Source organism: Variovorax sp. (assembly GCF_035634955.1).
In the GTDB taxonomy this organism is placed as follows: Bacteria; Pseudomonadota; Gammaproteobacteria; order Burkholderiales; family Burkholderiaceae_C; genus Variovorax.
The window spans coordinates 139,821-166,315 of record NZ_DASQBZ010000027.1; the positions used below are offsets into that span (position 1 = coordinate 139,821).

Annotated in this window: 23 protein-coding genes; 12 read left to right on the forward strand and 11 right to left on the reverse strand. The window is 69.9% G+C overall.

Going from position 1 to position 26,495, the window contains the following annotated elements:
* Positions 1-40 precede the first annotated feature (40 nt).
* From VES41_RS18840 to VES41_RS18850, 3 genes are read left to right on the forward strand one after another with little or no spacing between them, the layout of a single operon-like run.
* Positions 41-1,084, forward strand: coding sequence for a vWA domain-containing protein (locus tag VES41_RS18840; RefSeq protein WP_324820178.1), 1,044 nt, complete (start codon positions 41-43; stop codon positions 1,082-1,084).
* Positions 1,075-1,632, forward strand: coding sequence for an MxaK protein (locus VES41_RS18845; RefSeq protein WP_324820180.1), 558 nt, complete (start codon positions 1,075-1,077; stop codon positions 1,630-1,632). The genes VES41_RS18840 and VES41_RS18845 overlap by 10 nt, the downstream gene beginning before the upstream one ends.
* Positions 1,629-2,645, forward strand: a complete 1,017-nt coding sequence (locus tag VES41_RS18850; protein WP_324820182.1) for a vWA domain-containing protein — start codon at positions 1,629-1,631, stop codon at positions 2,643-2,645. Before VES41_RS18845 ends, VES41_RS18850 begins: the two co-directional genes overlap by 4 nt.
* On the opposite strand, the gene VES41_RS18855 is transcribed toward VES41_RS18850, so the two are convergent.
* The 4 genes from VES41_RS18855 to VES41_RS18870 all read right to left on the reverse strand — a co-directional run bounded on the left by VES41_RS18855 (position 2,588) and on the right by VES41_RS18870 (position 8,811).
* Positions 2,588-4,513 (reverse strand): S9 family peptidase, encoded by a 1,926-nt coding sequence (locus VES41_RS18855; protein ID WP_324820185.1) that lies wholly within the window; start codon positions 4,511-4,513, stop codon positions 2,588-2,590. The genes VES41_RS18850 and VES41_RS18855 overlap by 58 nt on opposite strands.
* 52 nt (positions 4,514-4,565) lie before the next feature.
* Positions 4,566-7,124, reverse strand: coding sequence for a TonB-dependent receptor (locus VES41_RS18860; protein ID WP_324820187.1), 2,559 nt, complete (start codon positions 7,122-7,124; stop codon positions 4,566-4,568).
* A 113-nt stretch (positions 7,125-7,237) separates the two neighbouring features.
* Positions 7,238-7,885, reverse strand: coding sequence for a response regulator transcription factor (locus VES41_RS18865; protein WP_324820189.1), 648 nt, complete (start codon positions 7,883-7,885; stop codon positions 7,238-7,240).
* Positions 7,882-8,811, reverse strand: coding sequence for a sensor histidine kinase (locus VES41_RS18870; RefSeq protein WP_324820191.1), 930 nt, complete (start codon positions 8,809-8,811; stop codon positions 7,882-7,884). The genes VES41_RS18865 and VES41_RS18870 overlap by 4 nt, the downstream gene beginning before the upstream one ends.
* Before the next feature lie 105 nt (positions 8,812-8,916).
* Here VES41_RS18870 and VES41_RS18875 point away from each other — a divergent pair, with 105 nt between their 5' ends.
* Entirely contained in the window at positions 8,917-9,306 is a 390-nt protein-coding gene (locus tag VES41_RS18875; RefSeq protein WP_324820193.1) for a YkvA family protein, read from the forward strand.
* Between the two features lie 55 nt (positions 9,307-9,361).
* On the opposite strand, the gene VES41_RS18880 is transcribed toward VES41_RS18875, so the two are convergent.
* Positions 9,362-10,258 (reverse strand): LysR family transcriptional regulator, encoded by an 897-nt coding sequence (locus tag VES41_RS18880; protein WP_324820195.1) that lies wholly within the window; start codon positions 10,256-10,258, stop codon positions 9,362-9,364.
* Between the two features lie 87 nt (positions 10,259-10,345).
* On the opposite strand from VES41_RS18880, the gene VES41_RS18885 reads away from it, so the two are divergent.
* From VES41_RS18885 to VES41_RS18920, 8 genes are all read left to right on the forward strand, one after another.
* Positions 10,346-11,170, forward strand: coding sequence for a hydroxypyruvate isomerase family protein (locus VES41_RS18885; RefSeq protein ID WP_324820197.1), 825 nt, complete (start codon positions 10,346-10,348; stop codon positions 11,168-11,170).
* On the forward strand, positions 11,164-12,528 hold the full coding sequence (locus VES41_RS18890; RefSeq protein WP_324820199.1) for a Rieske 2Fe-2S domain-containing protein: 1,365 nt from the start codon (positions 11,164-11,166) through the stop codon (positions 12,526-12,528). The genes VES41_RS18885 and VES41_RS18890 overlap by 7 nt, the downstream gene beginning before the upstream one ends.
* The gene (locus VES41_RS18895; protein WP_324820201.1) at positions 12,525-13,508 is read left to right on the forward strand and encodes a tripartite tricarboxylate transporter substrate binding protein; all 984 of its coding nucleotides are present in this window, start codon (positions 12,525-12,527) and stop codon (positions 13,506-13,508) included. The genes VES41_RS18890 and VES41_RS18895 overlap by 4 nt, the downstream gene beginning before the upstream one ends.
* Positions 13,509-13,541: 33 nt before the next feature.
* Positions 13,542-14,390, forward strand: coding sequence for a fumarylacetoacetate hydrolase family protein (locus tag VES41_RS18900; protein ID WP_324820203.1), 849 nt, complete (start codon positions 13,542-13,544; stop codon positions 14,388-14,390).
* 99 nt (positions 14,391-14,489) lie between these two features.
* Positions 14,490-15,050 carry a hypothetical protein gene (locus VES41_RS18905; RefSeq protein ID WP_324820205.1) on the forward strand — a complete coding sequence of 187 codons (561 nt, stop codon included), beginning with the start codon at positions 14,490-14,492 and terminating at the stop codon, positions 15,048-15,050.
* Positions 15,051-15,158: 108 nt separating this feature from the next.
* Entirely contained in the window at positions 15,159-15,440 is a 282-nt protein-coding gene (locus VES41_RS18910) for an iron uptake protein (protein WP_324820208.1), read from the forward strand.
* Between the two features lie 12 nt (positions 15,441-15,452).
* Complete coding sequence (locus tag VES41_RS18915; protein ID WP_324820210.1) at positions 15,453-17,135, forward strand: PepSY-associated TM helix domain-containing protein; 1,683 nt, start codon at positions 15,453-15,455, stop codon at positions 17,133-17,135.
* Positions 17,128-17,466: a DUF3325 family protein gene (locus VES41_RS18920; protein WP_324820212.1), complete on the forward strand. Its 339-nt coding sequence runs from the start codon at positions 17,128-17,130 to the stop codon at positions 17,464-17,466. Before VES41_RS18915 ends, VES41_RS18920 begins: the two co-directional genes overlap by 8 nt.
* Before the next feature lie 6 nt (positions 17,467-17,472).
* Here VES41_RS18920 and VES41_RS18925 read toward each other — a convergent pair whose 3' ends face one another.
* The 6 genes from VES41_RS18925 to VES41_RS18950 form a co-directional block, all read right to left on the reverse strand.
* Positions 17,473-18,933 carry an efflux transporter outer membrane subunit gene (locus VES41_RS18925; protein ID WP_324820214.1) on the reverse strand — a complete coding sequence of 487 codons (1,461 nt, stop codon included), beginning with the start codon at positions 18,931-18,933 and terminating at the stop codon, positions 17,473-17,475.
* 7 nt (positions 18,934-18,940) lie between these two features.
* Entirely contained in the window at positions 18,941-20,899 is a 1,959-nt protein-coding gene (locus VES41_RS18930; protein WP_324820216.1) for an ABC transporter permease, read from the reverse strand.
* Complete coding sequence (locus VES41_RS18935; protein ID WP_324820412.1) at positions 20,896-22,086, reverse strand: efflux RND transporter periplasmic adaptor subunit; 1,191 nt, start codon at positions 22,084-22,086, stop codon at positions 20,896-20,898. The genes VES41_RS18930 and VES41_RS18935 overlap by 4 nt, the downstream gene beginning before the upstream one ends.
* A gap of 40 nt (positions 22,087-22,126) precedes the next feature.
* The gene (locus VES41_RS18940; RefSeq protein WP_324820218.1) at positions 22,127-24,643 is read right to left on the reverse strand and encodes a TonB-dependent siderophore receptor; all 2,517 of its coding nucleotides are present in this window, start codon (positions 24,641-24,643) and stop codon (positions 22,127-22,129) included.
* A 196-nt stretch (positions 24,644-24,839) separates the two neighbouring features.
* On the reverse strand, positions 24,840-25,853 hold the full coding sequence (locus tag VES41_RS18945) for a FecR family protein (RefSeq protein ID WP_324820220.1): 1,014 nt from the start codon (positions 25,851-25,853) through the stop codon (positions 24,840-24,842).
* Positions 25,853-26,440 carry a sigma-70 family RNA polymerase sigma factor gene (locus VES41_RS18950; protein WP_324820222.1) on the reverse strand — a complete coding sequence of 196 codons (588 nt, stop codon included), beginning with the start codon at positions 26,438-26,440 and terminating at the stop codon, positions 25,853-25,855. Before VES41_RS18950 ends, VES41_RS18945 begins: the two co-directional genes overlap by 1 nt.
* Positions 26,441-26,495 lie beyond the last annotated feature (55 nt).

The following is a 26,495-nucleotide window of genomic DNA, read 5'->3' on the forward strand; positions in this document are numbered from 1 at the left end:
CCGAAGGCAATGCTGCAGCGCGCCGCGCGAGGCCTGCGCCATGAGCTTCGACGACCCGCGCTGGCTCTGGCTGCTGCCGCTGGCGGCCCTGCCGCTGCTGCGCGAGCCCGGCCTCGCGTTCGGCAACGCCTGGGTGGCGCTGGCGCCGCGCGACCGCGCTTCGGCGCTGCTGGCGTGGGGGCTGCGCATCGTCGGCGTCCTGGCGCTGGCGGCGCTCGTGGTCGGGCTGGCGGGTCCGTATCGGCCGGAATACGGCGTCGAGCGTGTCGGGCGGGGCGCCGAGATCGTGCTGGTGCTCGACCGCAGCCGCAGCATGGACCAGGGCTTTGCCGGCGCCCGCCCGCCGCCGGCGCTTGCGCGCGGCACGGGACCCGAGGTGATCGACTACTACATGGGCCGCTCGCCGGGCCGGCAGCGCGAGTCCAAGGGCAAGGTCGCGCGCGAGCTGCTGTCCGAATTCGTCAGCCGGCGCAAGGACGACCGCTTCGGCGTGATCGTCTTCAGCACGCTGCCGATCCGCGTGCTGGAGTTCACCCAGAAGAGCGACGCGGTGCAGGCCGCCATTGCCGCCGGCGACGTCGGCCGGGGCCTGTCGGAGACCAACATCGGCCTGGCGCTGGAGGAAGCGCTGGGCTCCTTCGCCGAGCGCCCCTACGCCGGCTCGCGCATCGTCATGCTGGTGTCCGACGGCGGCGACCGCCTCGACCCGGGCGCGCGCGAGCGCATCGCCTACCTGGCGCGCAAGCACCGCGTGGCCATCTACTGGATCTACCTGCGCTCGGCCAACAGCCCGGGCCTGGTACTGGAACAAGGCGAGGCGGCCGCCAGCGTGGACACGGTGCCCGAGTACGCGCTGCACCGCTTCTTCGGATCGCTCGAGACGCCTTACCGCGCCTACGAAGCCAGCGACCCGGAGGCGCTCAAGCGGGCCATCGACGAGGTGGACCGCCTGGAGAAGCTGCCCATCACCTACCTGGACACCATGCCGCGGCGCGACCTGTCGGGGCACATGTTCGGCGTCGCGCTCGGCGCTGTCGTGCTGCTGCTGGCGGCGAGCCTGGCGGAGATCCGGCGATGGGCCTGAATGCGCGGCGGCTGACGCTCGGCGCGATGGCGCTGCTGGCGCTGGTGTGCGCGGCGGCCGCCATCGACGGCGTGTTCCTGGCGCGGCAGACGCGCTGGAACGAGGTGATCGCGTCCGGCACCTTCCCGGCAGACGACAGGCGCGCGCCGCCGCAGGTGATGTTCGCGCGGGCGCGCGCGCTGGCCGCAGGCGGCGCCGACGCGGCGCGCGAAGACGCCGCGCTGCGCCTGTACCGCAGCCTGGAGGGCGATTCGCCGCTGGGGCAGGCGGCACGCTTCAACAGCGCCAACCTGCTGATGCGCCAGGCCATCGCGGTGCAGGGCGGCGGCGAGCCGGGCAAGGCGATCGCGCTGATCGAGCTGGCCAAGGAGGGCTACCGCAACGTGCTGCGCGTCGATCCGCAGCACTGGGACGCGCGCTACAACCTCGAGCGGGCCCAGCGGCTGCTCGCCGACCCCGAGGAGCTGGACGCGGCGCCGCCGGAAGTCCAGCGCAACGCCGAGCGCGCCGCCACCACCATGCGCGGCTATTCGCCGGGCTTGCCATGACCGCGCCCGGCGACGGCCCGCGCGCGTGGTGGCGGCCCGGCGGCGGGCGCTGGCTGCTCGCCGCCGCGGCCTTGCTGCTGGCGGCCGCGCTGTTCGATCCGGGCGTGACGATGGAACGCGACCGCTTCGACCACGTGGTGGTGCTGGATGTGACGCAGAGCATGAACGTGACCGACGCGCAGATCGACGGCCGTCCGGTGTCGCGCCTCGATCTCGCCAGGCATGCGCTGCGCGGTGCGTTGCTGCGCCTGCCATGCGGCTCCAAGGTCGGGTGGGCGATCTTCACCGAGTACCGGTCGTTGCTGCTGTTCGCCCCGATCGAGGTCTGCGGCCACCTGGACGAGTTGCGCGCGACGCTGGCGCGCATCGACTCGCGCATGGCGTGGTCGGGCAACAGCGAGGTGGCCAAGGGGCTGCACAGCGCGATCGGCATTGCCCGCGACCTGCCCGAGAAGCCCACGCTGGTGTTCGTCACCGACGGGCACGAGGCGCCGCCGCTGAGCCCGTCGTACCGGCCCAGGTTCGACGACAAGCCCGGCGAAGTGCCCGGGCTGATCGTCGGCGTGGGTGACCGCGTGCCGTCGCCGATTCCCAAGCGCGATCCGCAGGGCCGGCCGCTGGGGTTCTGGCGCGCCGACGAGGTGATGCAGACCGACCCGCACAGCCTGGGCCGCGGCGCCAGCGTGCAGGGCGAGAAGATGGTGGACGGCCCGGCCGACGGCGTCGCGGCCGCGCCTGCGCTGGGCGCCACGCCCGGCATGGAGCACCTGTCGGCGCTGCGCGAAGGGTACCTGCAGCGCCTGGCCGGCGAGCAGGGCATGGCCTACCTGCGACTGCAGGCGCCCGAAGACCTGGCGCGGGCGCTGACGGCGCCGGCGCTGGCCCGGCCGCTGCCGGCGCACGCCAGCGGCCGCGCCGCGCTGGCGGCACTCGCCCTGTGCCTGCTGGCGGCGCGCTATGCGTTGCCGTGGCTGCGCCGCCCGGCGCGAAAGACCAGCGTGTCGAAGAAGTAGAACTCCGCGTCCAGCGCCCACCGGATGTTGGCCGCCTGGCGAAAGCCGTGCTGTTCCCCTGCGAACAGCGTGTACTGCGCGGTGATGCCCTTGCGGCGCAGGGCCGACACCATCGCCTCGGTCTGGCTCGGGGGCACGACCCGGTCCTGCGCGCCCTGGAAGAAGACCACCGGCGCGGACATCCGGTCGGCATGGCGCACCGGTGAGCGTTCGGCCCAGTCCGACGGCGCGATCAGCCAGTCGAGATAGCGCGATTCGAACTTGTGCGTGTCCCGCGCCAGGGCCTGTGGATCGCTGACGCCGTAGTGGCTGGCGCCGGCGCCGAACAGGCCGCGCACCGCGGCGTCGGCACTCGTCAGGCAGCTGAGCACCGTGAAGCCGCCGGCGCTGCCGCCGCTGATCACCGTGCGCGCCGGGTCGGCCAGCCCGCGCGCCACCAGGTGCCGCACGGCGGCGGCGCAGTCTTCCACGTCGACGATGCCCCAGGCCTGGTGCAGGCGCTCGCGGTAGGCGCGCCCGTAGCCGGTGCTGCCGCCGTAGTCGACGTCGACCACCGCGATGCCCCGGCTGGTCCAGAACTGCGTGCGCAGGTCGAGCGCGCGCGTGGCCGACGACGTGGGGCCGCCGTGGCAGCGCACCAGCAGCGGCGGCAGCTCGGCGGCGTCGGCATGGAAGTCGGCATTCGCGGGCGGGTAGTACAGGGCGAACGCGGTGCGGCCGTTCGCCGTCGGAAACTCGATCGGCTGCGGCGCCGACAGGTGCCTGCGCAGCGCCGGGTCGTCGGCGACGGCCGTAGCCTGGCGCAGCACGGTGGCGGCGCGGGTGAGCGGGTCGAACAGGACCACGGCACTGGAGGCGACAGGCGAGCCGCCGATGAACGCCACCTTGCCGCCGTGCGCCCGCACCGAGGCGAAGTCGCTGAACGGCAGCGCCAGCGGTGCGAGCGCGCCGCTTTCCAGGTCGAGCAGTGCCAGGGTGCCGGTGCCGCCCTCGGTGTAGGCGCACACGGCCTGGCGGGCGCTGAGGAAGGCGTAGGTCGACATGCCCAGGCGCCATTGCGCGCGGCCGAACTCCGCCGCGCGCGGGCAGACGTTGATGGCCGCGCCGCTGTCGTCGAGCCGGTACAGGTTCCACCAGCCGGTGCGGTCGGACACGAAGTACAGCGTGCCGTCCGGCGCCCATTCGGGCTGGAACACCGATTCTTGCTCGCCGCCGGCCACCCGTCGTGCGTGGTGCACCGCGCCGCCGTCGAAGTCGCCCACCCACAGCTGCGTGCCGACCCACGGCATGAGGGGATGGCGCCAGGCCAGCCAGGCCAGCCGCCGGCCGTCCGGGCTCAGCCGTGGCGCGGCGTAGAAGTCGTCGCCTTCGACCAGCACCGTGCCCGGCTGCGGCCCTGGGGCATCGAGCGCGACGGCGACGATCGTGTTGCGGGGCTGGGTGTCCGCTTCGCGGTGGTCCTCGCGCACGCCGAGCCAGAGCCGGCGGGCGGTGTCGATGCGGCCGTCGGCATAGCGCAGCCCGGGCGGCGTCAGCGCCTGCGGCGGGCCGCTGCCCGCCTGGCGGTACAGGCGCTGATCCTCGAAATCGGCAAAGCAGATCGCGCCGGCCCCGAACGTGGCCGCGCCGCCGCCGTATTCGTGCACGCGCGTGCGGGCGGAGAAGCCGGGTGGCAACACGTCGACCGGGTCGCCCGCGGCCGGTTGGCGCACCAGCACGTGGCGTCCGCCCTCTTGCGGCCGGCCCTCGATCCAGTAGGGGGCGCCGCCTTCGTCGAACTGCACGTCGAGCAGTTCGACCATCGACGTCGACACCCGGTCGGCGCCGAGAGGCGACTGCCAGGTGCCGTACGGTGCGGGGGTGCTCATTCTCGCGGCGCTCCTCGTGGTGAGGGACCGGATGATGGCACGCCGCGCGGGCTTAGCTTCCCTTGTAGGTGTAGCGCAGGCCCACCCACGCGGTGCGCGGCGCGCCGGGCGAGTAGAGGGTGCCTTGCGGTACCGGGTAGTCGCCGTTGGCGTTGGCGGGCAGCGCACGGGCGATGTAGGCGCCGTCGGAGGTGAAGCCGTTGGCCCCGAGCTGGCCGGCGGTGGCGTACTTCCGGTCGAACAGGTTGGTGACCTGCAGGAACACCTTCCAACCGGGCCTGGGCTTGTAGTCGACGCCGAGGTTGAACACCGCGTAGCCGCTGGTGCGGCCCGAGCCGGTGTAGTAGAGCCCGTCGGGCGCATCCTGCCCGTTCTCGTTGCCGCGCACCGCGGTGCCGCTGGCGGCGGTCATGTCGAGCCCGACGTGCCACAAGGCGGTGGGCTCCCAGTCGACATAGAGCTTGAGCACCTGGCGCGGCAGCAGCGGGATACGGTCGCCCGGCCGGATATCGATGGTGCCCTCGGTGCCCGGCGCGCCGTCCGCGGCTGCGCTGTTGCTGCTGTTGCCGGTGCCGCCCACGGTCTCGGCGGTGCGGTACGTGGCGTCCAGCAGGCTGAGGTTGCCGCCCACGGTCCAGGCGGCCGCGGGCTTGACGTGCAGGCCCATCTCGATGCCCTGGCGCCGCGTCTTGCCGAAGTTCTTGAAGTACCCGAAGCCGCTCGAGTCATCGCTGACGAAGAGCAGGTCGTCCTTGTTGTCGGAGCGGAACACGCCGAAGTTCCACAGCACCTGACCGGCCACCGCGCCGCGCAGGCCGGCCTCGAAGGTGGTGGTGACCACCTGCTTGAGCGGCGGGTCGCCGGCGAAGGCGTTGGGCAGCTTGCAGGGGCTTTCCGGATCGGCGCAGCCCAGCTCGATGGCGGTGGGGGCGCGGCTGCCCTGGTTGGCGCCGCCGTAGAAGGTGACCGATTCGCTTGGCGCCCAGGTGATGCCGACGGCCGGGTTGAAGCGGCTGAAGGTGTGTTCGCCGTCGAGCGAGCCGGGGCCGCCGCCGGGCGTGAGCGCGTCGGCGTTGCGCACCGTGGTGTGGTTGTAGCGTCCGGCCAGCGTCAGGTGCGTGTCGGGACGCAGCGCCATGGTGTCGCTCAGGTAGAGGCTGCCGGTGTGCGAGCGGCTCGACAGGTCCACTCGCGCATCGAACGCGTCCTCGGATTCCTGCGTGCCGTCGGCAAAGGCGCCGGGGCCGGCCACGGTGGCGATGGAGCGGTCGGGGTTGATGTAGCCGAACTGCGCGCCCTGCGTGAAGCTGACCCGGCTGGCGTCGTAGGCGGCGCCGGCAACCAGCTTGTGGCCGATGCTGCCGGTGACGGCGTCGAGCGAGAACTGGCCGGCCAGACCGTAGTTCTTCTGCCGTGTCTGGGTCTCGTTGACGAGGCCGTTGCACTTCTCGTTCGGTTCGTCGTTGAGCAGGATGTTCGCGATGCAGCGCCACTTGGGGAAGGGCGTGTTGCCGGCGTTCTCGCCGCTGGTCGGAAAGCCGCTGTAGCCGGCCTCTGCCAGCGCCGCGCGCTCGGCGGCGTTGGGCTGGTAGATGGCCTGGTCGAGCGACTCGTCGTTCATGTCCCCGTTGAACGTGTTGGTCTTGATGTCGCGGTAGTAGGCGTTGCCCGAGAAGCTGAGCCTGTCGCTCAGCGCCTGCGTGGTGGCGAGGTTGAGGAACAGGGCTCGGTTCTTGGTCTCGTCGGGGATGGTGCGCACGCTGGACCAGTCGCGCTGCAGCGCGCCGGCTTCCTGCGAGCCGTTGCCGGTGAGGTCGTTGTCGGCCAGCGCCATCGACAGCGAGACGTCGCCATTGCCCGTGCGCTGCCCGACCTTGGCGAACAGCTGGCGCAGGTCCGATGGCGACGCGGTGCGCCAGCCGTCCTCGTGGTAGGCGTTCCCGGTCACGTACCAGTGCATGCCGTTGCTTTCGCTGTGCCCGCCGGTCTCGAACTGGGCGCCCACGCGCCCGTACTGGCCGCCCAGGATCTCCACCATCGTGCCGGGATTGTGGATGCCGTCCTTGGTCTGCAGCGACAGGGCGCCGCCGAGCGTGTTGAGGCCGAACAGCGGGTTGCTGCCCGGCACCAGGGTGAGCGAGGAGATCGCGTTGCGCGGGAACAGGTCCCAGCTCACCACGTCGCCGAAGGGCTGGTTCAGCCGCACCCCGTCGAGGAACACCGACAGCCCCTGCGGCGTGCCCAGCAGGGGCGAGGCGGTGAAGCCGCGGTAGTTCACGTCGGGCTGGAACGGGTTGGCCTGGGTCTCGTTGACCGTGACGCTGCCCATGGCGCGTGACATGAAGTTCGTCAGGTCGGGCGCGTGCATGCGCTCCATGTCGGCGTCGGTCGCGGTCTGCACGTTGCCGGGCACCTGGTCGCGCGGCAGTTCCAGACCGGGCAGCGGGGCCGCCTCGATCACCTGGACGGTGGGCAGTTCGCTGACGGCGGCGGGGGGCGGTGGCTCCGGCGCCTGTGCCCGGGCCGCAAGCATGTGGCACAGCAACAGGGCAGCGGCGGCGACGGGCGCCGTCCGGTGGGCGACGGCGGGTGCGCGGGGCGAGCGTGGCATGGCGGTTCCCTCTCGTTGTTTCGTGCAGGAGCGCGCGCATGACGGCCGCGCGGCGCCATGCGCAAGCTACAGGCGCGACCCGGCGTTCGACAGGGAAGATTTCCCGCCGTGACTCAGGGGTTCCCTGGAGGGCTCGCGGGCGAGATCAGGCCGTGGCGGATCGCCAGGTGCGCCATGGCGGCGCTGGTGCCGGTGCCCAGCTTTTCCTTGATCTGGCTCTGCAGGTTGGAGACGGTCTTGGGGCTCAGGTGCAGCAGGCGCGCGCACTCGGCGGGCGATTCGCCGCGCGACAGCAGCCGGAACACCTCGAACTCGCGCGGCGTGAGTTGCGCGAACGCCGGCGCCCGCGCCGCGCTGTGCAGCCAGTGCTGCGGCAGCCCGGGGCTGAGGTAGCGGCGGCCGGCCAGCGCGCTGTGCACCGCCTCGATCAGGCTGTCGGGCGCGCAGCTCTTGGAGACGAAGCCCAGCGCCCCGAGTTCGAAGGCCCGGTGCACCAGCGTCTCGCTGTCGTGCATGCTGAAGACCAGCGTGCGCGCCTGCGCCGAGCGCTCGCGCAGGCGGTGGATCAGGTCCAGGCCGCTGCTGCCGGGCATGGCGACGTCGGTGATGGTGATGTCGGGCTCGTGAGCGGCGAACAGCGCGTAGCCCTCGTCGACGCTGCCGGCCTGCGCCACCACCGTCATGTCGCCGTCCTGTTCGAGCAGGTGCCGGTAGCCGGTGCGCACCACCGGGTGGTCGTCGACCAGCAGCAGCCGGATCATGCTGCGGCCAGCTCGTTGGTGGCCGCCACGCCGGCCGTGCCGAGCGGCAGGCACATGCGCACCTGGGTGCCGCAACCGGGGGCGCTGCGCGTCTCCAGGCTGCCGCCCAGCGCGGCCGCGCGCTCGGTCGCCCCGAGCAAGCCGAAGCCCTGCGCGGGCGCGTCCGCGGCCAGGCCGCGGCCATCGTCCTGGATGTGCAGCACGACGGTGCCGGGGCTGGCCACCAGGGCGATCTCGACCTGGGTCGCCTGCGCGTGGCGCATCACGTTGACCAGCGCCTCCTGTGCCACGCGGTAGATGGTCGTGTCCATCGCCTCGCCGCAATCGCGCAGGGCGCCCTGCGGATGGAAGCGGCAGGCCACGCCGCTGCGGGCCGCCCAGTCGTCGCACAGCGACTGCATGGCCGCCACCAGGCCCAGCTCGTCCAGGTCGGCCGGCCGCAGGCGCCGCAGCAGCCGCCGCACGCCGGCCTGCAGCAGTTCGGCCGAGGCGGCGGCCCGGCGGGCGGCGGCGCCGATCTGGTCGAGCGCCTGCGCGCGCTGGATGTAGGTCGCCTCGATGCGGATCGCGGTGCAATGCTGGGCGAGCTCGTCGTGCAGCTCGCGCGCCAGCGCCACGCGCTCGCGCTCCTGCACGGCGATCAGCTGGCGCGTGAGCTCGCGGTTGCGCTCCAGCAGCCGCGCCGCCTCGCCGCGCCGGCGCCAGGCGTACCAGGCGAGGCCGACAGACAGTGCCAGCAGCGCCAGCGGCAACTCGTCGACCTGCCATCGCTCCAGCGGCGTGGTGAGCGACGACAGGCGCTCGTGCAGCTCGAAGTGCGTCGACAGCGCGAACACCGCTACGGGCAGCAGGACGACCCACAGCAGGTCGCTGCGGCTGGCAGCGGCTGGGCGGGCAGGCGACGCAGAGGGACCGGGAGGTTTCATGGCGTGAATTCCGGGGTCGGTTCGCAGGCGGGCACGGGAACGCCGATATTAGGGACCAAACGCGCCGCCGGCGAGCCCGCCGCTTTTTGGCATGCTCGCGCTTCCATGAAGCTCGGCGGGACGCTCAAGAACTGGGCCCGGCGCATCGCACGCGATGGCGTCGCGCTCGGCTTCGCCGTCAAGGACCCTCGCACGCCCTGGTACGCCAAGGCCATCGGGATCGTGGTGGCGGCGTATGCCCTCAGCCCGATCGACCTGATCCCGGACTTCATTCCGGTGCTGGGCTACCTCGACGAACTGGTGCTGCTGCCCGGCCTGGTCTGGCTGGCCGTGCGCCTGCTGCCGCCGGACGTCCTCGCGCAGTGCCGCGCGCAGGCCGACGCGTGGCTGCACGCGCAGCGCGCCCGGCCTCGCAGCCGCCTGGGTGCCGCGCTGGTGGTGGCGGTGTGGCTGGCGGCGCTTGCGCTGGGGCTGTGGTGGTTCATGCGGCGCTGAGGTGCCGCAGCGCGCAGGGCGTCTGCCGCCGCTTCATAGGCTCCAGGGCGCTGCCTCATACCGACTCTTCGAGCAGGAACGAGCGAAGGCTGTCGGCTGCCGGCGAAAGATCCCGGCCGCCGAGGCAGAAGAGGGACAGGTGCCGGTTCACGACAGGGGAGATCAGGGGGCGCGCGACGAGGCCGAAGGCCGGGAGAAGCGACAGGGAACGGCTCGGCTGGGCCGTTACACCGAAGCCGCTTTGCACCATGCCGAGCGCGGTGGTGATGAATGAAACCTCGTGCGCGGGATTGAGAACGAGCGTGGAGGAATACTGGAACAGGTCGGCTTGCAGGCGCTTGGTGAAATCGGGTGTCAGGCTGACGAAGGGGTGCCTGAGGACCTGCGCCCAGCTCACGCGCTTGTGCGCGGCAAGAGGATGGTCCGGCCTGCAGACCATCCACACGCGGTCCTGCATCAGGCTGTGCTGTTCGAGTTCGGGCGGCGCCTGCCGCTGTGGGGCGACGCCGATGTCCGCCTCGCCGGTGGCGACGCGCGCCAGCGCCTGCTGGTTCAACGAATCGAGGACGTAGACGGTCACTGCCGGAAATCTCTGCCGGTACCGGCGGATCAGTTCCGGAACGGTGGTGGCCGCGTACAGAGGGGTGCAGGCGATGCGCACCGTGCCGCGCCGCTTCTGCTGCAGGTCCTGTGTGCTCACCAGCGCCTGCTCGAGATCGATGAGGACCTTGCGGGCCAGCGGATAGAACTCGCTGCCGGCAATGGAGAGTTCGGTCGTGCGCGTGCTCCGATCGAACAGGCGGACTTCGATGTTCGTCTCGAGCTCCTTGATGAGCAGGCTCAGCGCCGATGGCGTGAGATGCAGGCGCCGCGCGGCGGCTGCGAATCCGCCGGCATCCGCGACCGCGACGAAGGCCCGCACCTGGCGCAGCGAGACGTTCCCGATATTCATAAGAAAAACTCAATCAGTGCTAAGAATTGCTGGCTTGCCTCAACAATAAGCCGATCCTAGGATTGACCGCAACAAGGAGACCTCACGATGTTGCGATTCGATCCCAATCTGCGGTGGCTGTTCACCGACCTTCCCATGCTCGAGCGGTACCAGGCGGCCGCGGAGGCCGGGTTCAAGGGAGTCGAGGTCGCATTTCCCTACGAGTACCCGGCGCGGGAGATCGCCGCCCGGCTTCGCGACAACGACCTGTCGATGGTCCAGATCCTTTCGCCGTTCGACTGGAACGCGGGAGAACGCGGGCTCGCCGCGCTGCCGGGCCGCGAGAAGGACTTCAGGGCGAGCATTCATGCGGCTGTGGACTATGCCGTGCAGATCGGCGGCCCGAACATCCACGTGATGCCGGGCAACATCGGCGCGGAACTGGACCGCGGGCGCTGCATGGGCCTGTTCCTGGAAAACCTGGCCTGGGCAGCGGACGAGGCAGGCGCGCACGGCCTGACGCTCATCCTCGAGCCCTGCTGCCGCGCACGGTTTCCCGCCTTTCTGTACCACCGCATCGACGAGGGCGTCGAAGTCGTCGAGGCGCTCGGCCGCGACAACGTGAAGCTGTGCTTCGACACCTTCCACATCCAGATGGAAGAGGGCGCCATCGCCGACCGCATGCGCTCGGCCTGGCCGCACATCGGACATATCCAGGTGGGCAACGTGCCGGGCCGGCACGAGCCCGGGACGGGCGAGATCCATTTCCCCTATCTGTTCGAGCTCATCGAGGCGCTGGGCTGGCAAGGTTGGATCGGCTGCGAGTACGAGCCTTCCGGCGAGACCCTGGACACGATCGGGTGGGGTGCGCCGTACGGCATTCGCGACCCTCGAAAGTCGTTGGCAACCACCCGGGAGAAGGCAACATGCTGAGTGCCGCCGACAATGAGTTGCTCACACGCACGGGTGTGGACACGCCGATGGGCCAGTTCTTTCGCCGCTTCTGGCAGCCGATCGCGCTGTCGCGCGAGTTGCCGGAGCGCGACGGTGCACCCATGCGGGTCAACGTCATGGGCGAGAAGCTGGTGGCCTTTCGAAACAGCGACGGCGTCGTGGGCCTGGTCGCGTCGAAATGCCCGCACCGCGGGGCCGACCTGTACTTCGGGCGCAACGAGAACTGCGCGATTCGCTGCGTGTTCCACGGCTGGCAGTTCGACGTTCAAGGACGACCGCTCGAACTCCCCAACGTGCCACCGGGTGCGAGCTACCACGATTCGCTGCGGCTGAAGGCCTATCCGACGCGCGAGTACGGGGACATCGTCTGGGCCTACCTTGGCCCGGACCCCTGGGAGAGAGCGCTTCCGGAAGTGCCGCGCCTCGAGTTCGGCGCGTTGCCTGCCTCGCACCGCTTCGTCACCAAGAAGCTTCAGGAATGCAACTGGGCGCAGTCCATCGAAGGCGCGCTCGACACTTCGCATTTCTCGTTTCTTCACATGCCTGCGCCGGGCGTTCCGTCCAATGCCAATCCGGACGCGCCGGCGGACGAGAAGCGCCTGCGCTGGATCCGGGAGGATCCCCTGCCGAAGTTCTCCATCCTCGAGCACGAAGTCGGCTTCGTCGTCGGTGGCGCGCGGCGGGCCGACGACGGCGTTCGCTACTGGCGCAGTGCCCAGTACGCGCTTCCGGCCCACAGCACGACGCCTTCGACGCTGCCCGGCGAAACCCATTTCGGCTACACCTGGGTGCCGATCGATGACGAGAACTGCTGGATCTATACCTATGCCTGGAATCCCGACCGCCCGTTGACCGAAGACGAGGTGAGCAAGTTCAGCGGCGGCCACGGCGTGGTCGCGGAAGTCGATGCGAACTTCATTCCGATCCGCAACAGGGCGAACGAGTACCTCATCGACCGGCAGCACCAGAAGCACATCAGCTTCACCGGCGTTCGCGGCGTCGCCGAGCAGGACGCGATGATCCAGGACAGCCAGGGACGCATCGCCGATCGCACGCAGGAGCACCTGTCCGCGTCCGACGCGGCGGTGGTGCGGTTCCGCCGCGCCGTGCTGACCGGCGCGAAGGCGCTGGCGGCGGGAACCGAACCGCAGGCGCCGCTGAGGCACGACGCCTACACCTTGCGGTCGGGCAGCTGGTTCGCCTCTGAAGGCGTGCCTTTCGAGCAGGTGATGCTGGAGCGCTTCGGCGACCCGTTCGGCCGAATCGGGTCCAACGCGACGGCGGGCGCGACGAGTGCAAGCGTTCCCAGACAGATCGACAAGGAGACAACACGATGATTTCGACTCTGGTTCATTGGCGACGCAACCTGGCGCTTGCCGCCCTGGCACTGGTCGTCGCGACCGGTGCATTTGCCCAGGGATACCCGGACAAGCCTGTCAAGCTGATCGTTCCCTATGCCGCCGGCGGTTCGACCGATGCCACGGCGCGGCTGCTGGCGAAGTCGCTGACCGAGCGGCTTGGCCAGCCTGTCGTGGTCGAGAACCGTGCCGGCGCCGGCGGCGCCATCGGCCACGAGTTCGTGGCGAAGGCACCGGCGGACGGCTACACGCTGCTGTTCAGCGCGGCCGGCCCATTGACGGTGACGCCCCACACCTACCCCAAGCTCGGGTACGACCCCGTGAACGGTCTCGAACCGATAACGCTGGTGGCGACCCAGCCGCTGCTGCTGGTGGCCAATCCGGCGTTGAAGATCGCCAGCGTCGGCGACCTCGTGCGCGAGGCAAAGGCACGGCCGGGCAAGTTGACCTATGGTTCGTTCGGCAACGGAAGCGCGGCGCATCTTGCCGGCGAATACTTCAAGAGCCTCGCCGGCGTCGACATGGTCCACGTCCCCTACAAAGGCAGCGGGCCCGCGCTGGTGGACCTCGTGGCCGGACAGATCGACGTGATGTTCGACGTGTTCAGCACTTCGGCGCCGCTGGTCAAGGCCGGAAAACTGCGTGCGATCGCCATCACGTCGACCGAGCGTTCGCCCCAGTTCCCACAGGTGCCGACCATGCAGGAAGCAGGCGTCGCAGGGTTCGAGGCCGGGACCTGGTTCGGCCTGCTTGCTCCGGCCAACACGCCCCAGCCGATCGTCGATGCGCTTTCCAAGGCCACGAACGCGGCCCTTCAGGAGGCGAGCGTGCGTGACGTCCTCTCGTCCCAAGGCGCAGCCGTGCGTGGTGGAACGCCGGAGCAGTTCCAGCGGTTCTTCCGCTCCGAGTACGACAAGTGGGGAAAGATCGTGAAGGCAGCGGGCATCACCATCGACTGATCGGCCGCCGAGCGGGCCGAATTGCGAACACACATGAAACTTCTGAGCTATTCCCACCTGGGCGCCCCGAGCTGGGGTGCCGTCTCCGGCGAGCGCATCGTCGACCTGCAGGCGGCCACCGAAGGGCGCCACCCCACGCTTCGAAGCGCTCTGGCGCGAATGGAGCTGCATGAAATCGAGGGGTTCGTGAACTCCCGGGCCGCGACCGTCGGCCTCGAAGAGGTCGAATATCTGCCCGTGATTCCGGATGCGACCCGTATCTTCTGCGTGGGGCTGAACTACGACGAGCATCGGATCGAGGCCAGGCGGGAGACCACCGCCCAACCCACGGTGTTCCTGCGCGTGGCCTCGTCGCAGGTCGGGCACCGGCAACCGATCGTCCTTCCGCGGGAATCCGGTTCGCTCGACTACGAGGGAGAGATCGCCGTCGTTGTCGGCAAGGCGGGGCGCCGCATCGGCGAAGACGCGGCGTGGGAGCACGTGGCCGGCTACGCGCCATACAACGACGGATCGATACGCGATTGGCAGGCCCACACGACCCAATGGACGCCGGGCAAGAACTTTCCCGCCACCGGGGCCTTCGGTCCCTGGCTGGTGACGCGAGGCGAGGTCGCGGACGGACAGGAGCTCGCGCTGAGCACGCGGTTGAACGGGCAAGTGGTCCAGCACGCCACCACCGCGCAGTTGATCTTCCCGATTCCCCGGCTGATCAGCTACATCTCGACGTTCACTTCCCTCGAGCCGGGCGATGTGATCGTGACCGGCACGCCGGGAGGTGTCGGATTCAAGCGGCAGCCATCGCTGTTCATGCGGCCGGGTGACGTCGTGGAGGTCGAGGTCGAAGGGGTCGGGACGCTGGTCAACCCGGTGCGGCGCGAATGAGGCATCGCCCTCCGCGCCACTCGCGGCACGAGGGGCGACGGCGGGCGAAATCCCTGGCATCATGTACTACCAAGGAACTACTGATCTTTGGTGGGCACGATGAAGCTTTTCAGTTTTCTGTCGGGGAACGAGGCCTCCGCCCGACCTCAATCGCCGATCCCTGGCGCCGAGCCGCAAGAGCGTCCCTTCGACCAGTACCTCGCGCTGGCCGTGCGCCGCAGCCGTGCGCTGACGCCACGCGGGCAGGCCACTGTCGAGGACTATCTCCGGCAGCACGGTCGGGTGCCGGGCCAGCCGCTCGACGAGGGCCGGCGCCGCGCCAAGGAACTCGCGGATGCGGCATTGGACATCCGCGCGGCGGAACTGCTGCGCGCGCCACTGGCGCCGCGCCGGACGCTGTCCACCTTCGCCGGCGAACTGTACCGGGATGCCACGCTTCAGAAGGCGCGCCACGACGCCGTCTTGCAGATGCGGCAGTTCTGCGGCGGCATGATGCTCGCGCTGGTGGGCACCGGCGACGAGTGCGCCTGGTGCCGTGCCAACGACGGGAAGCACTTTGCCGTATCCGAGGACCCCAACGAGGTGCTGGCGCGCAACTGCACGTGCGCTCCTTATTCGACGGCGATGTTCCATCCGGTGATGCAGGCCGTCCGCGCCTAGGCTCGTCCATCTAGAATGCGAATCATTCCTAACGCATTCACCAAGGCATGAGCTTCGGCAGGCCGCCCCCGAGGGTGCGCGCCGCGCTGCGAGGCTTGCAGATTTCCCATGAGCCCGTTTCACATTGCCTCGCGCGTGGCCGCCAGCCTGCTGGGTGGCTACGCCTTCGTCTGGGGGTTTGCCACGCTGGGCATCGCCATCCTCCTGCTGGCCGGCATGCCCTATGACGATGCCCGCACGTTGTGCTTCCTGCTTGCATTCCTGGTGTTCCTGGCGTGCTTCTGCTGGGCGTACGTGCCGGCAAGCCTGGCGCGGGTGTGGGGCGTGCTCGCGGGCGGTGGCGCCGCGATGACGACGCTGGCGTGGTTGCTCCTGCGCGCAACGAACTGAACCGGGGGCGGCGTGTTTTCTTCCTTCCGCTTCTCGATGGCGTGGCTGCACACGTGGTTCGGGCTGGTGCTCGGCTACGTGCTGATGATCGCGTTCTTCTTCGGCGCCGTGTCGGTGTTCGATCGCGAGATCGATCGCTGGGCGATCCCGCAGACGCGCTTCGCGCCGCAGGTGATGCCGTCGTTCGACCACATGCTCAAGCCCATCTTCGAGGCCATCGAGCCGGAAGAGGAAGAACTCGAGGCGGCGCGCGAGCGCGTCGGCGGTCCGCTGCCGGCTGCGCTGCCGCTGATGAACTGGAGCGCCTACACCACGCACCGCGACCCTGTGCTGCAGATGTACGCCGAGTACGCGGTGACCAACAACCCGAACGACCCGGACGACCACGTGCACGGCCACGTGACCATCGACCCGCGCAATGGGAAGGTTCTGCCGCACGACCAGCTCAAGATCGGCAGCGAGTTCTTCTACCCGCTGCACTACAGCCTGCACCTGGAATGGCAGAGCCTCGGGTACTGGATCGTCGGCCTGGCGGCGCTGGTGATGCTGGCGGCGCTGGTCAGCGGCGTGGTGATGCACCGCAAGATCTTCCGCGAGATGTTCACCTTCCGTCCCGGCAAGCACATCCGCCGAAGCGTGCTGGACCTGCACAACCTGACGGGCGTGGTGGCCCTGCCGTTCCATTTCATCTTCGCCCTGTCAGGCCTGACCATCTTTGCCGGCATCTACCTGCCGGTGTCCGAGACCATGCTCAAGCCGCAGGCACAGGCGCACGAAATGGCGCAGGCGCAGGCCAAGGGCCTGGCCTTCAAGCCCTCGGGCGTGCCGGCGACCATGGCCTCGGTGGACGCCATGGTGCTGGAGGCCAAGCGCCGCTGGGCCGCGCGCGACATGCCTGGCGAGGTCGGCTTCCTGCAGGTCAACCACGTGGGCGACGCCAATGGCTACGTCAGCATCTACCGCGCCGGCAGCGACCGCGTCGCGCTGGTGGGCCAGGCGGTGCACTTCGAGGCCGCTACAGGCAGGGTGATCCTGGAGGAGCCGCCGCCGACGGTGGTGTCGAGCATCAACACTTTTCTCACCGGCTTGCACCTGCAGCACTTCGAGCACTGGCTGCTGCGCTGGTTCTACGTGTTCGGCGGGCTGGCCGGCTGCGTCTGCATCGCGACCGGTTTCCTGTTCTTCGTCGAGAAGCGCAAGGCCCAGCATGTGCGCCAGGGCCACGGCGGGGCGCGCTGGGTCGACGCGCTGGCCGTGACGACAGTCACCGGCATGCTGCTGGCCATGGTGTCGATGCTGGTGGCCAATCGCGTGCTGCCGGATGCACTGGCGCATCGCGCCGACTGGGAGAAGGGCATCTTCTGGGGGGCGTGGCTGTTCGCGTTTGCGCATGCTGCATGGCGCAGCGCGCCGGTGGCGGCAGGGCGCATCGCGCCAGCCTGGCGCGAACAGTGCTGGGCGCTGGCGGTGCTGGCACTGGCGGCGGTCGTGCTCAACTGGGTGACCACGGGCGACCACCTCGCGAAGACGCTCATCCAGGGCTACTGGCCGGTAGCCGGGCTCGACCTGGCCCTGCTCGCCAGTGCCGGCCTCGCGATGTTGGCCGCGCGGCGCCTGCTCCGGCGTGAACGCGCCGCTGCGCAGTCCGCCGGCGTGCGGGCTGCACCGAACCCTGTGAAAGCTGCCCATGCATGATGGCTGGCTTCAACTTGCGGCGCTTCTGGCCAACCTCGCCGGTGCCGGTTGGCTGGCACTTTCGCTGGAGGCGCACTGGGAGCAGATCCGCGGCAGCGAACCGCTCGGCGGCAAACGCGCCGCCCTGCTGAGGTTCATCGGCAGTCTCGGCCTGATGGCTGCCCTGGCGTTGTGCTTGTACGCCGACCATCCTTCGATGGCCGCGCTCGTATGGGTCATGACGCTGGCGGTGGCGGCGGCCACGGTGGCCTTCACGCTGGCCTGGCGCCCGGCCGCACTGCGGCCGTTGCTGGCGTGGATGCCGATGCGCGGCGGCCGGCCGGGTGAGTAGTCTCGCTTACCGGGCCGACAGTTCCGTCGCTTCGGCCGACCAGCCGCCGCCAAGGGCACGGTAGAGCGCGACAGCGGACTGCAGTTCGCGCTGGTGCAGTTGCACCGCCAGGTCCTGCGCCGCGTACAGCGTGCGCTGTGCGTCCAGCAACGTCAGCATCGGCTCGGCCCCGGCGCGATAGCGTGCCTCGGCCAGGTCCAGCGCATGGCGCGCCTGCTGCAGTTCATCTGCCTGTGCTGCGGCCTCGGCGCGCGCACCGGAGAGCGCATTGAGCGCCCGCTCCACGTCGTCGAACGCGGCCACGATGGCGCCGCGGTAGTCGGCCAGCAGTTCCTCGCGGCGCGCCTGTGCCTGGGCATGTCCCGCCGCCAGGCGGCCGGCATCGAAGATCGGCGCGACCAGTGCGGCTGCAACGCTGTAGATCGGGTCGTCGAGCACGGCGCGCCAGCGATCGCCGCCGGTGCCGATCCCGGCGCCCAGCCGCACGCTCGGCAGCATCGCGGCGCGCGCGGCCGTGACGTCGGCGTCGGCGGCGGCCAGGCGCGCCTGGGCACGCGCGATGTCGGGGCGCCGCGCGACAAGTTCGCTGGGCAGGCCGGGCCCGATCGACGGCGTACGCACCGATCGCAACGAATCGGCCTGCAGTTCCACTGGTTCCATCTGGCCCAGCAGCAGCGCGATGGTCGCGCGGGCGTCCCGATCCTCCTGCCGCACGGCGGCCAGTGCGCGCCGCTGCGCGGCCACCAGCCCGCGCTGCTGCGCCACCTCCAGCGCCACTGCGGCGCCGGCGCGGCGCCTGGCTTCGACGATGGACAGCACCTGCTGTGCGCTTGCGAGGTTGCGTTGTGCGATGTCCAGGCGCTCGCGGGCCGACACGGCCTGCAGCCACGCCGACGAGACAGCGGCCGTGAGCGCGAGGCGAACCGTGTCGCGATCGAAACGGCTGGCCTGCAGCGTCGCCAGCCCGGCATCGCGCGCGGCGCGGTTGCCGCCCCAGAAGTCGACCTCGTAGCTCGCGGCGAGGGTGGCGCCAAAGCGCGCGCCTTCCACCAGCGCCGCCGAGTCCCGCAGGCGGTCTTCGCGCTGCGCGTCGAGGCCTGCCTGCAGTTCCGGCAGCAGCGCCGCGCCGGCCGCGTGCGCGACAGCCTGTGCCTGGCGCACGCGGGCGACGGCCGCGGCCAGGTCCAGGCTCTGTCGCTGCGCGCGCTCGACCAGGCTGTCGAGTTCCGGACTGCCGAAGCGGCTCCACCATGCCGCATCGACCGTGGGAAGCGCAACGCCAGGGGGAGGGGGCGCCGCAGTCGCAGGTGCCGGCTGCGACCAGGTGCCTGGCGTCACAGGGTCCGGCACCTGGGACGCTTCTTGGGGGCTGGCGCAACCGGCAAGCCAAGCGCACGCCGGCGTCATCATCGCGAGCGCGAGGCGCTGTCCGACCTTGCGCCGGTAGTCGTGGAAGATCGAGCCCATCGTCAGCCTACTCGGACGTCAACGCGACCACCGGGTCGAGCGCGGAGGCGCGCCGAGCCGGCATGTAGCCGAACACCAGCCCGGTCGCCACCGCACAGGTGAAGGCGCCGAGCATGGCCGTCAGCGAGAAGATCACCGGCACGTCGAACGCGATCAATGTCGCGCCCACCGCCAGCCCGGCACACACGCCTGCGGCGCCGCCCAGCACCGTCACCAGCACCGCCTCCGTCAGGAACTGGCGCAGGATGTCGCGCTGACGGGCACCGGTGGCCATGCGGATGCCGATCTCGCGGGTGCGTTCGCGCACCGTCATGAGCATCACGTTCATCACGCCGATGCCGCCGACCACCAGCGAGACCGCCGCGACGAGGCCGAGCATCATGGCCATCGTCCCGCGCGTGGCGGCTTCGGCCTGCAGCTTGGCGGCGGCATTGCCGATGCTGAAGTCCTCGCGGCCATGACGTTCGCGAAGCAATGTCCGGATGGCGGCCTCCGCGGCCTGCACCTGATCGGTCGACGCCGCTTCGATCACGACGTAGTCGGGCTGCGTCTGCGTCCGGTACACCCGTGCGCGCCCCGCGTGGTAAGGAATGAAAACCATGTCGTCATAGTCCTGCGCGCCGGAGTCGGCGCCGCGCTCGGCCAGCACGCCCACGACCTCGAAGGGCCCTTGCCCGATCAGCAGGTGGCGCCCGACCGGGTCGGGGTGGTCGGGAAAGAAATGACGGCCTGCCTTGTGGCCCAGCACGACCAGCGGCGCCAGGTCGCGATCTTCCGCATCGGTGAAGAACCGGCCCTGCGCCAGTGGCCAGTGGTGGATGAGCGGCATGGCCTCGCCGGCCGCGAAGACATAGATGAGCTTCTCGGCGCTGCCCTGTCGCACCGGTATCGGATCGCCGATGACGGGCATCACGCGATTGATCTGGGGCAGGCCGGCCAGCGCCTCCAGGTCTTCTGGCGTGATGGTGCCGATCGGGCCGCCGCTGGACGGTTGCGTACTGCCCAGGTACATGACGGTGGTACCCATGGTGCCCATCTGCTCGACCACGCGCTGGCGCGCGCCCTCGCCGATGGCGAGCATCACGATGACGGATGCGACGCCGATGATGACGCCCAGCAGGGTCAGGCCGGTGCGGGCCCGGTTCTGGCGCATGCCGCGCCATGCGGTCCGGGCCGCCTCCTGCAGGTCGGCCCACAGGCTCGCGTGCTGTTGGCGCGCGCCGGTCGCACAGACTACCGGCGCCGCCAGCGCGGGTTCGGCATTGCGCGCCTCGGTGGCGCGGTCCGCGACGATGCGGCCGTCCATGATCTCGATCGTGCGGCTCGCCTGCGACGCCACCCCGTGGTCATGGGTGATCAGGATCACCGTGTGGCCGGCCTCCGCCAACTCGCGCAGCAGGCGCATCACCTCGGCGCCGACACGGCTGTCCAGCGCGCCGGTGGGTTCGTCGGCCAGGATGATCGAGCCGCCGTTCATCAGCGCGCGCGCGATCGACACCCGCTGCTGCTGGCCGCCGGAAAGCTGGTGCGGGCGGTTGTCCTGCTTGTCGCCCATGCCGAGGCGTTCGAGAAGCGAGGTGGCTCGCGCGCCGCGTTCGGCATCGGGCACGCCGGCATAGATGGCCGGCACCTCCACGTTCTCGCGCGCGCTGTCGCTGGCGATGAGGTGGTAGCCCTGGAACACGAAGCCGAACGCCTCGCGACGCAGCCAGGCCAGATCGTCGGCGTCGAGTTCGGCGACGTCGCGCCCGTTGAGCAGGTAACGGCCGGCGCTGGGCCTGTCCAGGCAGCCCAGGATGTGCATCAGCGTCGACTTGCCCGAGCCGGAGGCGCCCACGATGGCGACGAACTCCCCGGCGTCGATGCGCAGCGACAGTCCGCGCAGCACCTCGACCTTGGGCTTTCCGTTGCCGCCGTAGCGCTTCCTGACGTCGATCAGCTCGATGAGTGCCGGCACCGTTGTCAAAGCGTGAAGCTCCGGATCCGGTTGCGCGGACGTTCCCCGGTGACGACGCGCTCGCCTTCGGCCAGCCCCTCGCGCACCTCGACGAGGTGGCGGTTGCGCACGCCGGTGCGAAGCGCCCGCGTGACCGGCCGGCCGTCGGCGGCGAGCACGCGCACGGTGGCGCTGCCGGGCCGGGCCGGGTCGGTCGTCAGCGCGGCCAGGGGAACTGCCAGTGCGTCGGCGGCGAGCGCGGTGACGAAGGACACCTGCGCCGTCATTTGCGGCATCAACTCGCCATCGACGTTGTCGACGTCGAACAGCACCGTGTAGACCACCGCCTTGCTGGCGGCCGAGGCGCTTCCCTTGGCGCTGCCCTCGGATGCGCCGGGCGCCTCGTTCATCGGCGGCGCCGGCAGCACTTGGCGCACGCGGCTGTGCCAGCGGCGCGGGGTCTCGTCGGCGTGGCCTCCGAGCGTGGTGAAGTAGACCGGCATGTCGGCCTTGACGCGGCGGATGTCTGCCTCGGACACGTCGGTCCACACGGTCATTCCGGACAGGTCGGCCACCCGAAGGATGTGCGGCGTCTGGTAGGTGGCATTGAGTGTCTGCCCTTCGCGCGCCGCCAGCGAGACGATGGTGCCGGCCATGGGTGCGAAGATGCGGGTGTAGCCCAGTCGCGCCTCGTCGGCCTGCAGCGTGGCCTGCGTCTGCGCGATCTGTGCCTTGAGCAGGTCGATGCGCGCGCCCGCGGAAAGGCGATTGGCTTCTGCGGTCTGCAGGTCTTCCTGCCGCGTGGCGCCGTCGCGGTCCATTTGCAGCTGGCGCGCATGCTGCTGTTCGGCCAGGCGATGCTGGGCACGCTGGTCGGCCAGCTGCGCACGCAAGCCGGCCAGCGCCGCGCGGGAAGCGTCCACGGTGGCCTGCTGCACGCTCGGGTCGATCTCCACCAGCAACTGGCCCTTCTTCACCTGCGCCCCCGGCTGCACGTGCAGGCGCGTGATCTGGCCCGAGACCTGCGCGCCTACGTCCACGTAGCGGAGCGGCTGCAATGTGCCGATGGCAGTGACGTTGGCCTCGATTCGGGTGCGCGAGACCGGCGTCGTGTCGTAGACGGTATCCGGTTGCAGGTTGAAAAGGAACAGGGCGCCGGCGGCGCCCAGCACCGCCAGGGCGGCCAGCATCACGCCCCGTCGCCCGCTTCGCTTCATTGGCATTGGAGGTGGCCCCCCGCCGCGTCGATCCGCCGCATCAGAAGGCCACGTTCACGCTCAGGCGCGCGCTGCGCGGCGCACCGTAGTAGGACGACCAGGCACTGGTGTAGTAGGTCTTGTCGGTGACGTTGTAGAGGTTGAGGGCCGCGGTCACTTTCGGTGTGATGGCGTATTGCGCCATCAGGTCCACCACCGCATAGCCGTCCTGCTCGAAACGCACGCCGCCCGGTCCCATGCCGTCGCTGTAGATGCCGCTTTGCCAGCGCAACCCGCCGCCGAGGATGAGGCCGTTGCCGACTTCGGGCAGGCGGTAGCTGGTGAACAGCTTGAACGTGTTCTGCGGCAGGTTGGTGTTGAGCGGCTCGCCTTCGCTGTCGTGGATCAGGTTGCGCGAGAACGCGGTGCCCACCTGCCATTGGCGCGTGACCTGGCCGGCGAGCTCCAGCTCGAAGCCCTTGGTCTTTGTGCCGGACGCGGGTTCGTAGGCCTGCGAACCGTCGGGCGCGTAGGTGTTGGGGATGGCGACCCCGAAGTTGTCCTGCTGCACCTTGTAGACCGCCGCGGAGAAGTTGAGGCGGTCGTCGAAGAAGGCGGCCTTGGTGCCCAGTTCGTAGGCGTCGCCGACCTCCGGGTCCAGGTAGCTGCCGCCTGCGTCCTTCTTGCTCTGCGGCTTGAAGATGTTGGTGAAACTGCCGTAGACCGACCAGTTCCTGCCGATGTCGTAGACCAAGCCGGCGTAGGGCGTGACCTCGCCGTCCGCCTCGCGCTTCTGGTAGGTCGACTCTCCGGTGGCATAGGTGAACGTGCTGCGTTCCTCGCGCCAACTCGTCACGCGGGCGCCCAGGATCACGGACAGTGCGTCGGTCGGCTTCAGCCGCGTGGTGGCATAGGCGCTGAGCGTGCGCTCCTTGTCCTGCCAGTCACCCGTCGCAGGGTTGACGGGTTGGGCCGGAATGCTGCCTTGCCAGGTGAAGATGTTGGGGATCGAGCTGTCCCAGTCGTCGAACCACCAGAGGTTGTAGTTCAGGGTGTCGTCGGTGGTGCGCGAGGCGGTCGCGCCGACGACCAGTTCGTGCCTGCGGCCGCCCAGCGTGAACGGGCCGCGGGCGTAGATGTCGAAACTGTCCTGCGTGGGCTGTCCCGCCCAGCGGCCGGCATACAGGTTCATGCCCGCGCCCGTCGCCGGGTCGGCGTAGCCGCCGGCGGCATAGCCCAGTACCTCGTCGTACTCGGTGCGGTAGTGATTGAACGTGCCCTTGAGCATCCAGTCGGAATCGAAGCGATGCTCGACCGATGCGAACAGGACGTTGCTCTTGCGCTTCGAGTAGGCCCAGTCGGCAGCGGCGCTGTCCGAGCGTGCCCAGATGGCGCGGCTTCCATCGGAGAAGTACAACGGCCGGCCCGAGCGGGCATGGGCGGTCAGATCCTCGTCGAGCACGGTAAAGCCGAAGGTGGCCAGGGTCCTTGGCGTCAGGTCGGCCTCGACGACGCCGTACAGGATGCTGCGCCGCTCGTGCTGCCTGTCGATGGACGTGTCGTTGTCCTGGTAGGCGGCCACCAGCCGGCCTCTCACGCTGCCGGATTCGTTCAGCGGCGTCGAGATGTCGGCCTCGGCGCGGTAGTAGTCCCAGGAGCCGATCTCGACCTTCGCATTGGCCTGAAACTGCGGCGTGGGTCGCTTGCGCACCAGGTTGATCGTGCCGCCGGGCGAGCCGACCCCGCTCATCAGGCCGGTGGCGCCACGCACCACCTCCACGCGGTCGTACAGCGCCATGTCGGTCGTCTGGAAGACGCCGCTGTAGTTGCTGTAGAGCATGGGGACACCGTCGACCATGTAGTTGTCGATCTCGAAGCCGCGCGAATAGATGACGGACGAGTCCGAGCCGACGTCGCCCGACTGGTCGAAAGTCAGTCCGGGGGCCTGCTTGACCACGTCGCCCAGGTCGGTGATGCCCTGGTCGTCCATCTGGCTGCGTGTGATGACGCTCACCGATTGCGGCGTCTCGCGCACCGACAGATCGAGCCGGGTTGCCGTGCTCATCGCACGCGTGGTGTAGGAGCCGGTGCCCTCGGTGGTGCCGCTGCGGTCCGCATCGGCCTCGACCACCACGCTCGGCAGGGTGGCGGGCGCGGCAGCCGCGCCGGCCGCGCCCGCGGCGGCACCTGCAGCACCCGGGGCGCCGGGCGTGGCGGCCCGCAAGGTGTAGACGCCCGGCCGCGAGGTCGCCACCGTGATGCCGGATCCCTCGATCAGCCGGCCCAGTGCCTCGCGCGGCGCGAAATCGCCATTGAGCGCAGGCGCCCGGTGTCCGGCGACCACCGACTCGTCGAACAGCACCTGTTGTCCCGACTGCAGTGCAAAGGCGCGCAGGGCCCCATCCAGTGGCTGGGCCGGGATGTCGAACCGCACCTGCGACTGCTGTGCCATCGCGGCCGGAACGGCGATCACCATGCACGACGATGCCATCGCCGCCAGCGCCACGGGCCGGAGCGAATGTCGCGCGCGACCCAACTGCATGGCCGTCATGGCCCCGCTCAATTTGCCCCAGTGCATTGCAATTCCTCGTTCCGTGCTGTTGTTCATTGAAATGTCCGGCGAAGGCCGGGCCCGCATCGCGTCGCTCGAAGCTGCGCGAATGGCCTGGCTGCCGTGCAGCCTGCGGATCGCGGGCCTGCACTACCTAAGACGAAGTTGCGGGAAAAGTGGGAACCCGCGAGAAGGCTTGCGACGCAAAAAAAGATCGGAGACGCTAGCGCGCCGTCACCACGTAGCCCGCCGTTCCCTGCTTGCTCACGCGCACGGGGATCACATCAGGCAGGGATTCCAGGAAGGCCTGCGGGGCACTGATGGATGCGAAGCCCGAGACCGTCAAGCCCCCGAGGCCGGGCCCTGACAGCGTGACCGGGGCGCCGAGGTGCCGCGAGAGTTCCTGCGCCGCGTCCGGCAGTGGCGTGCGCCGGAACACGAGCTGCCCGCTGCGCCATGCGCCGATGGCTTGCGCATCGGGCCGCAGTGCCTGCGGGCGCCCGCCCGCGTCCATGCGCAGGCCTTGCTGCGCCGTCAGGACGACGCCGGTGGCGTCCTTGCCCGGTTGCACTTCCACGCGACCCTCGACGACCTCGACCTGGAAGCTCGACGGCTGCGCGCGCACGTCGAATACCGTGCCGAGCACGCGCACCGCGTTTTCGCCGGCGGCCACCGTGAACGGACGGGAAGGGTCGCGCGCCACCTCGAAGAATGCCTCGCCGCGTTCGAGCACCACCTGGCGCCGGCGCGGGTAATACGCGATCTGCAGCCGGCTTGCGGCGTTCAAGGTGATGCGCGAACTGTCCGGCAGGCTTACCACGCGGATCTCGCCGCGTGCGGTGGACAGGTCAACGCGGTAGCGCGGCGTGTGGTCGTAGGCATACCATGCGCCGGCGAGGAACAAGCAGAAGGTGCACAACGCCGCGGCAAGGGGGCGCCACGACAAGGCCGTGCCGAAGCGGGGCCGCTCGTGCCGCCTGGCGCGGCCACCCGCGCAGGCCGGCTGCGTCGATGTCGGAGCCGATGCCGGCGCCGCCGAGACAGAATCGGGCCTGCTGACGTGCGAGAAATCGGCCCAGGTGCGCGAGAGTTGCCGGTAGACCTGCGCATGGCGCGCATCGGCCCGCGTCCAGGCGTCGAATTCGCGCTCGTCAGCATTGGTCCAACCGGCGTCCTGCCGCCGCACGTACCAGTCAGCTGCTGCCTCGACCAGGGCATCGGAGAGCGGGGCGTCCATCATGCTTCGGTTGCCTCGCTGATGGCGAGGTGCTGCTTCATCTGCAGCGCGCTCGAATACCGGACCCGCTGCTCACAGTAGGCGAGCGCGCGGCCCAGGTGCTTGACGGCCATCCTGCGCGAGATGCCCATGCACTCGGCGACTTCGGCCTGGGTCAGGCCATCGAAGCGATACAGCACAAAGGCTTCGCGCTGGCGATCGGGCAGTTCGGCCAACGCCGCTTCCAGCCTGGAGAGGCGTTGACGATGCTCGACGACGGTGGCACAGCAGCCGGCGTGGTCGGGCGTGCGGTCGACGTCGTCGCATTCGTCTTCCATGGCATTCATCGCGACACGACCGCCGGTCGAGCGTTTGCGGTGCTCGTCGCGCAGCAGGTTGACGGCGATGCGATAGATGTAAGGCCCCTGCTTGTCGGGCAGGGGGCCGGCGGGCGTCGCGACGAGCCGGGCGAAGGACTCTTGCGCCACGTCCTCGGCGTCACTGCTGTTGCCCAGGCGGCGTCGCAGGAACTGCAGCAGCGGGCCACGCCATCGCAAGTAGGCGCGTGCGAAGTCTTCCGGGTCTTGCCCGGGATAGCCGCACTTCATACCCGGTTCCGATGGCGCTGGCCCGGCACCGGGCCCGGCCTAGGCGTCGCAGTGC

Coding starts and splice junctions, on each gene's coding strand:
- VES41_RS18840 (WP_324820178.1), top strand. CDS start 41: ATGAGCTTCGACGACCCGCGCTGGCTCTGGCTGCTGCCGCTGGCGGCC.
- VES41_RS18845 (WP_324820180.1), top strand. CDS start 1,075: ATGGGCCTGAATGCGCGGCGGCTGACGCTCGGCGCGATGGCGCTGCTG.
- VES41_RS18850 (WP_324820182.1), top strand. CDS start 1,629: ATGACCGCGCCCGGCGACGGCCCGCGCGCGTGGTGGCGGCCCGGCGGC.
- VES41_RS18855 (WP_324820185.1), bottom strand. CDS start 4,513: ATGAGCACCCCCGCACCGTACGGCACCTGGCAGTCGCCTCTCGGCGCC.
- VES41_RS18860 (WP_324820187.1), bottom strand. CDS start 7,124: ATGCCACGCTCGCCCCGCGCACCCGCCGTCGCCCACCGGACGGCGCCC.
- VES41_RS18865 (WP_324820189.1), bottom strand. CDS start 7,885: ATGATCCGGCTGCTGCTGGTCGACGACCACCCGGTGGTGCGCACCGGC.
- VES41_RS18870 (WP_324820191.1), bottom strand. CDS start 8,811: ATGAAACCTCCCGGTCCCTCTGCGTCGCCTGCCCGCCCAGCCGCTGCC.
- VES41_RS18875 (WP_324820193.1), top strand. CDS start 8,917: ATGAAGCTCGGCGGGACGCTCAAGAACTGGGCCCGGCGCATCGCACGC.
- VES41_RS18880 (WP_324820195.1), bottom strand. CDS start 10,258: ATGAATATCGGGAACGTCTCGCTGCGCCAGGTGCGGGCCTTCGTCGCG.
- VES41_RS18885 (WP_324820197.1), top strand. CDS start 10,346: ATGTTGCGATTCGATCCCAATCTGCGGTGGCTGTTCACCGACCTTCCC.
- VES41_RS18890 (WP_324820199.1), top strand. CDS start 11,164: ATGCTGAGTGCCGCCGACAATGAGTTGCTCACACGCACGGGTGTGGAC.
- VES41_RS18895 (WP_324820201.1), top strand. CDS start 12,525: ATGATTTCGACTCTGGTTCATTGGCGACGCAACCTGGCGCTTGCCGCC.
- VES41_RS18900 (WP_324820203.1), top strand. CDS start 13,542: ATGAAACTTCTGAGCTATTCCCACCTGGGCGCCCCGAGCTGGGGTGCC.
- VES41_RS18905 (WP_324820205.1), top strand. CDS start 14,490: ATGAAGCTTTTCAGTTTTCTGTCGGGGAACGAGGCCTCCGCCCGACCT.
- VES41_RS18910 (WP_324820208.1), top strand. CDS start 15,159: ATGAGCCCGTTTCACATTGCCTCGCGCGTGGCCGCCAGCCTGCTGGGT.
- VES41_RS18920 (WP_324820212.1), top strand. CDS start 17,128: ATGCATGATGGCTGGCTTCAACTTGCGGCGCTTCTGGCCAACCTCGCC.
- VES41_RS18925 (WP_324820214.1), bottom strand. CDS start 18,933: ATGGGCTCGATCTTCCACGACTACCGGCGCAAGGTCGGACAGCGCCTC.
- VES41_RS18935 (WP_324820412.1), bottom strand. CDS start 22,086: ATGAAGCGAAGCGGGCGACGGGGCGTGATGCTGGCCGCCCTGGCGGTG.
- VES41_RS18940 (WP_324820218.1), bottom strand. CDS start 24,643: ATGCACTGGGGCAAATTGAGCGGGGCCATGACGGCCATGCAGTTGGGT.
- VES41_RS18945 (WP_324820220.1), bottom strand. CDS start 25,853: ATGGACGCCCCGCTCTCCGATGCCCTGGTCGAGGCAGCAGCTGACTGG.
- VES41_RS18950 (WP_324820222.1), bottom strand. CDS start 26,440: ATGAAGTGCGGCTATCCCGGGCAAGACCCGGAAGACTTCGCACGCGCC.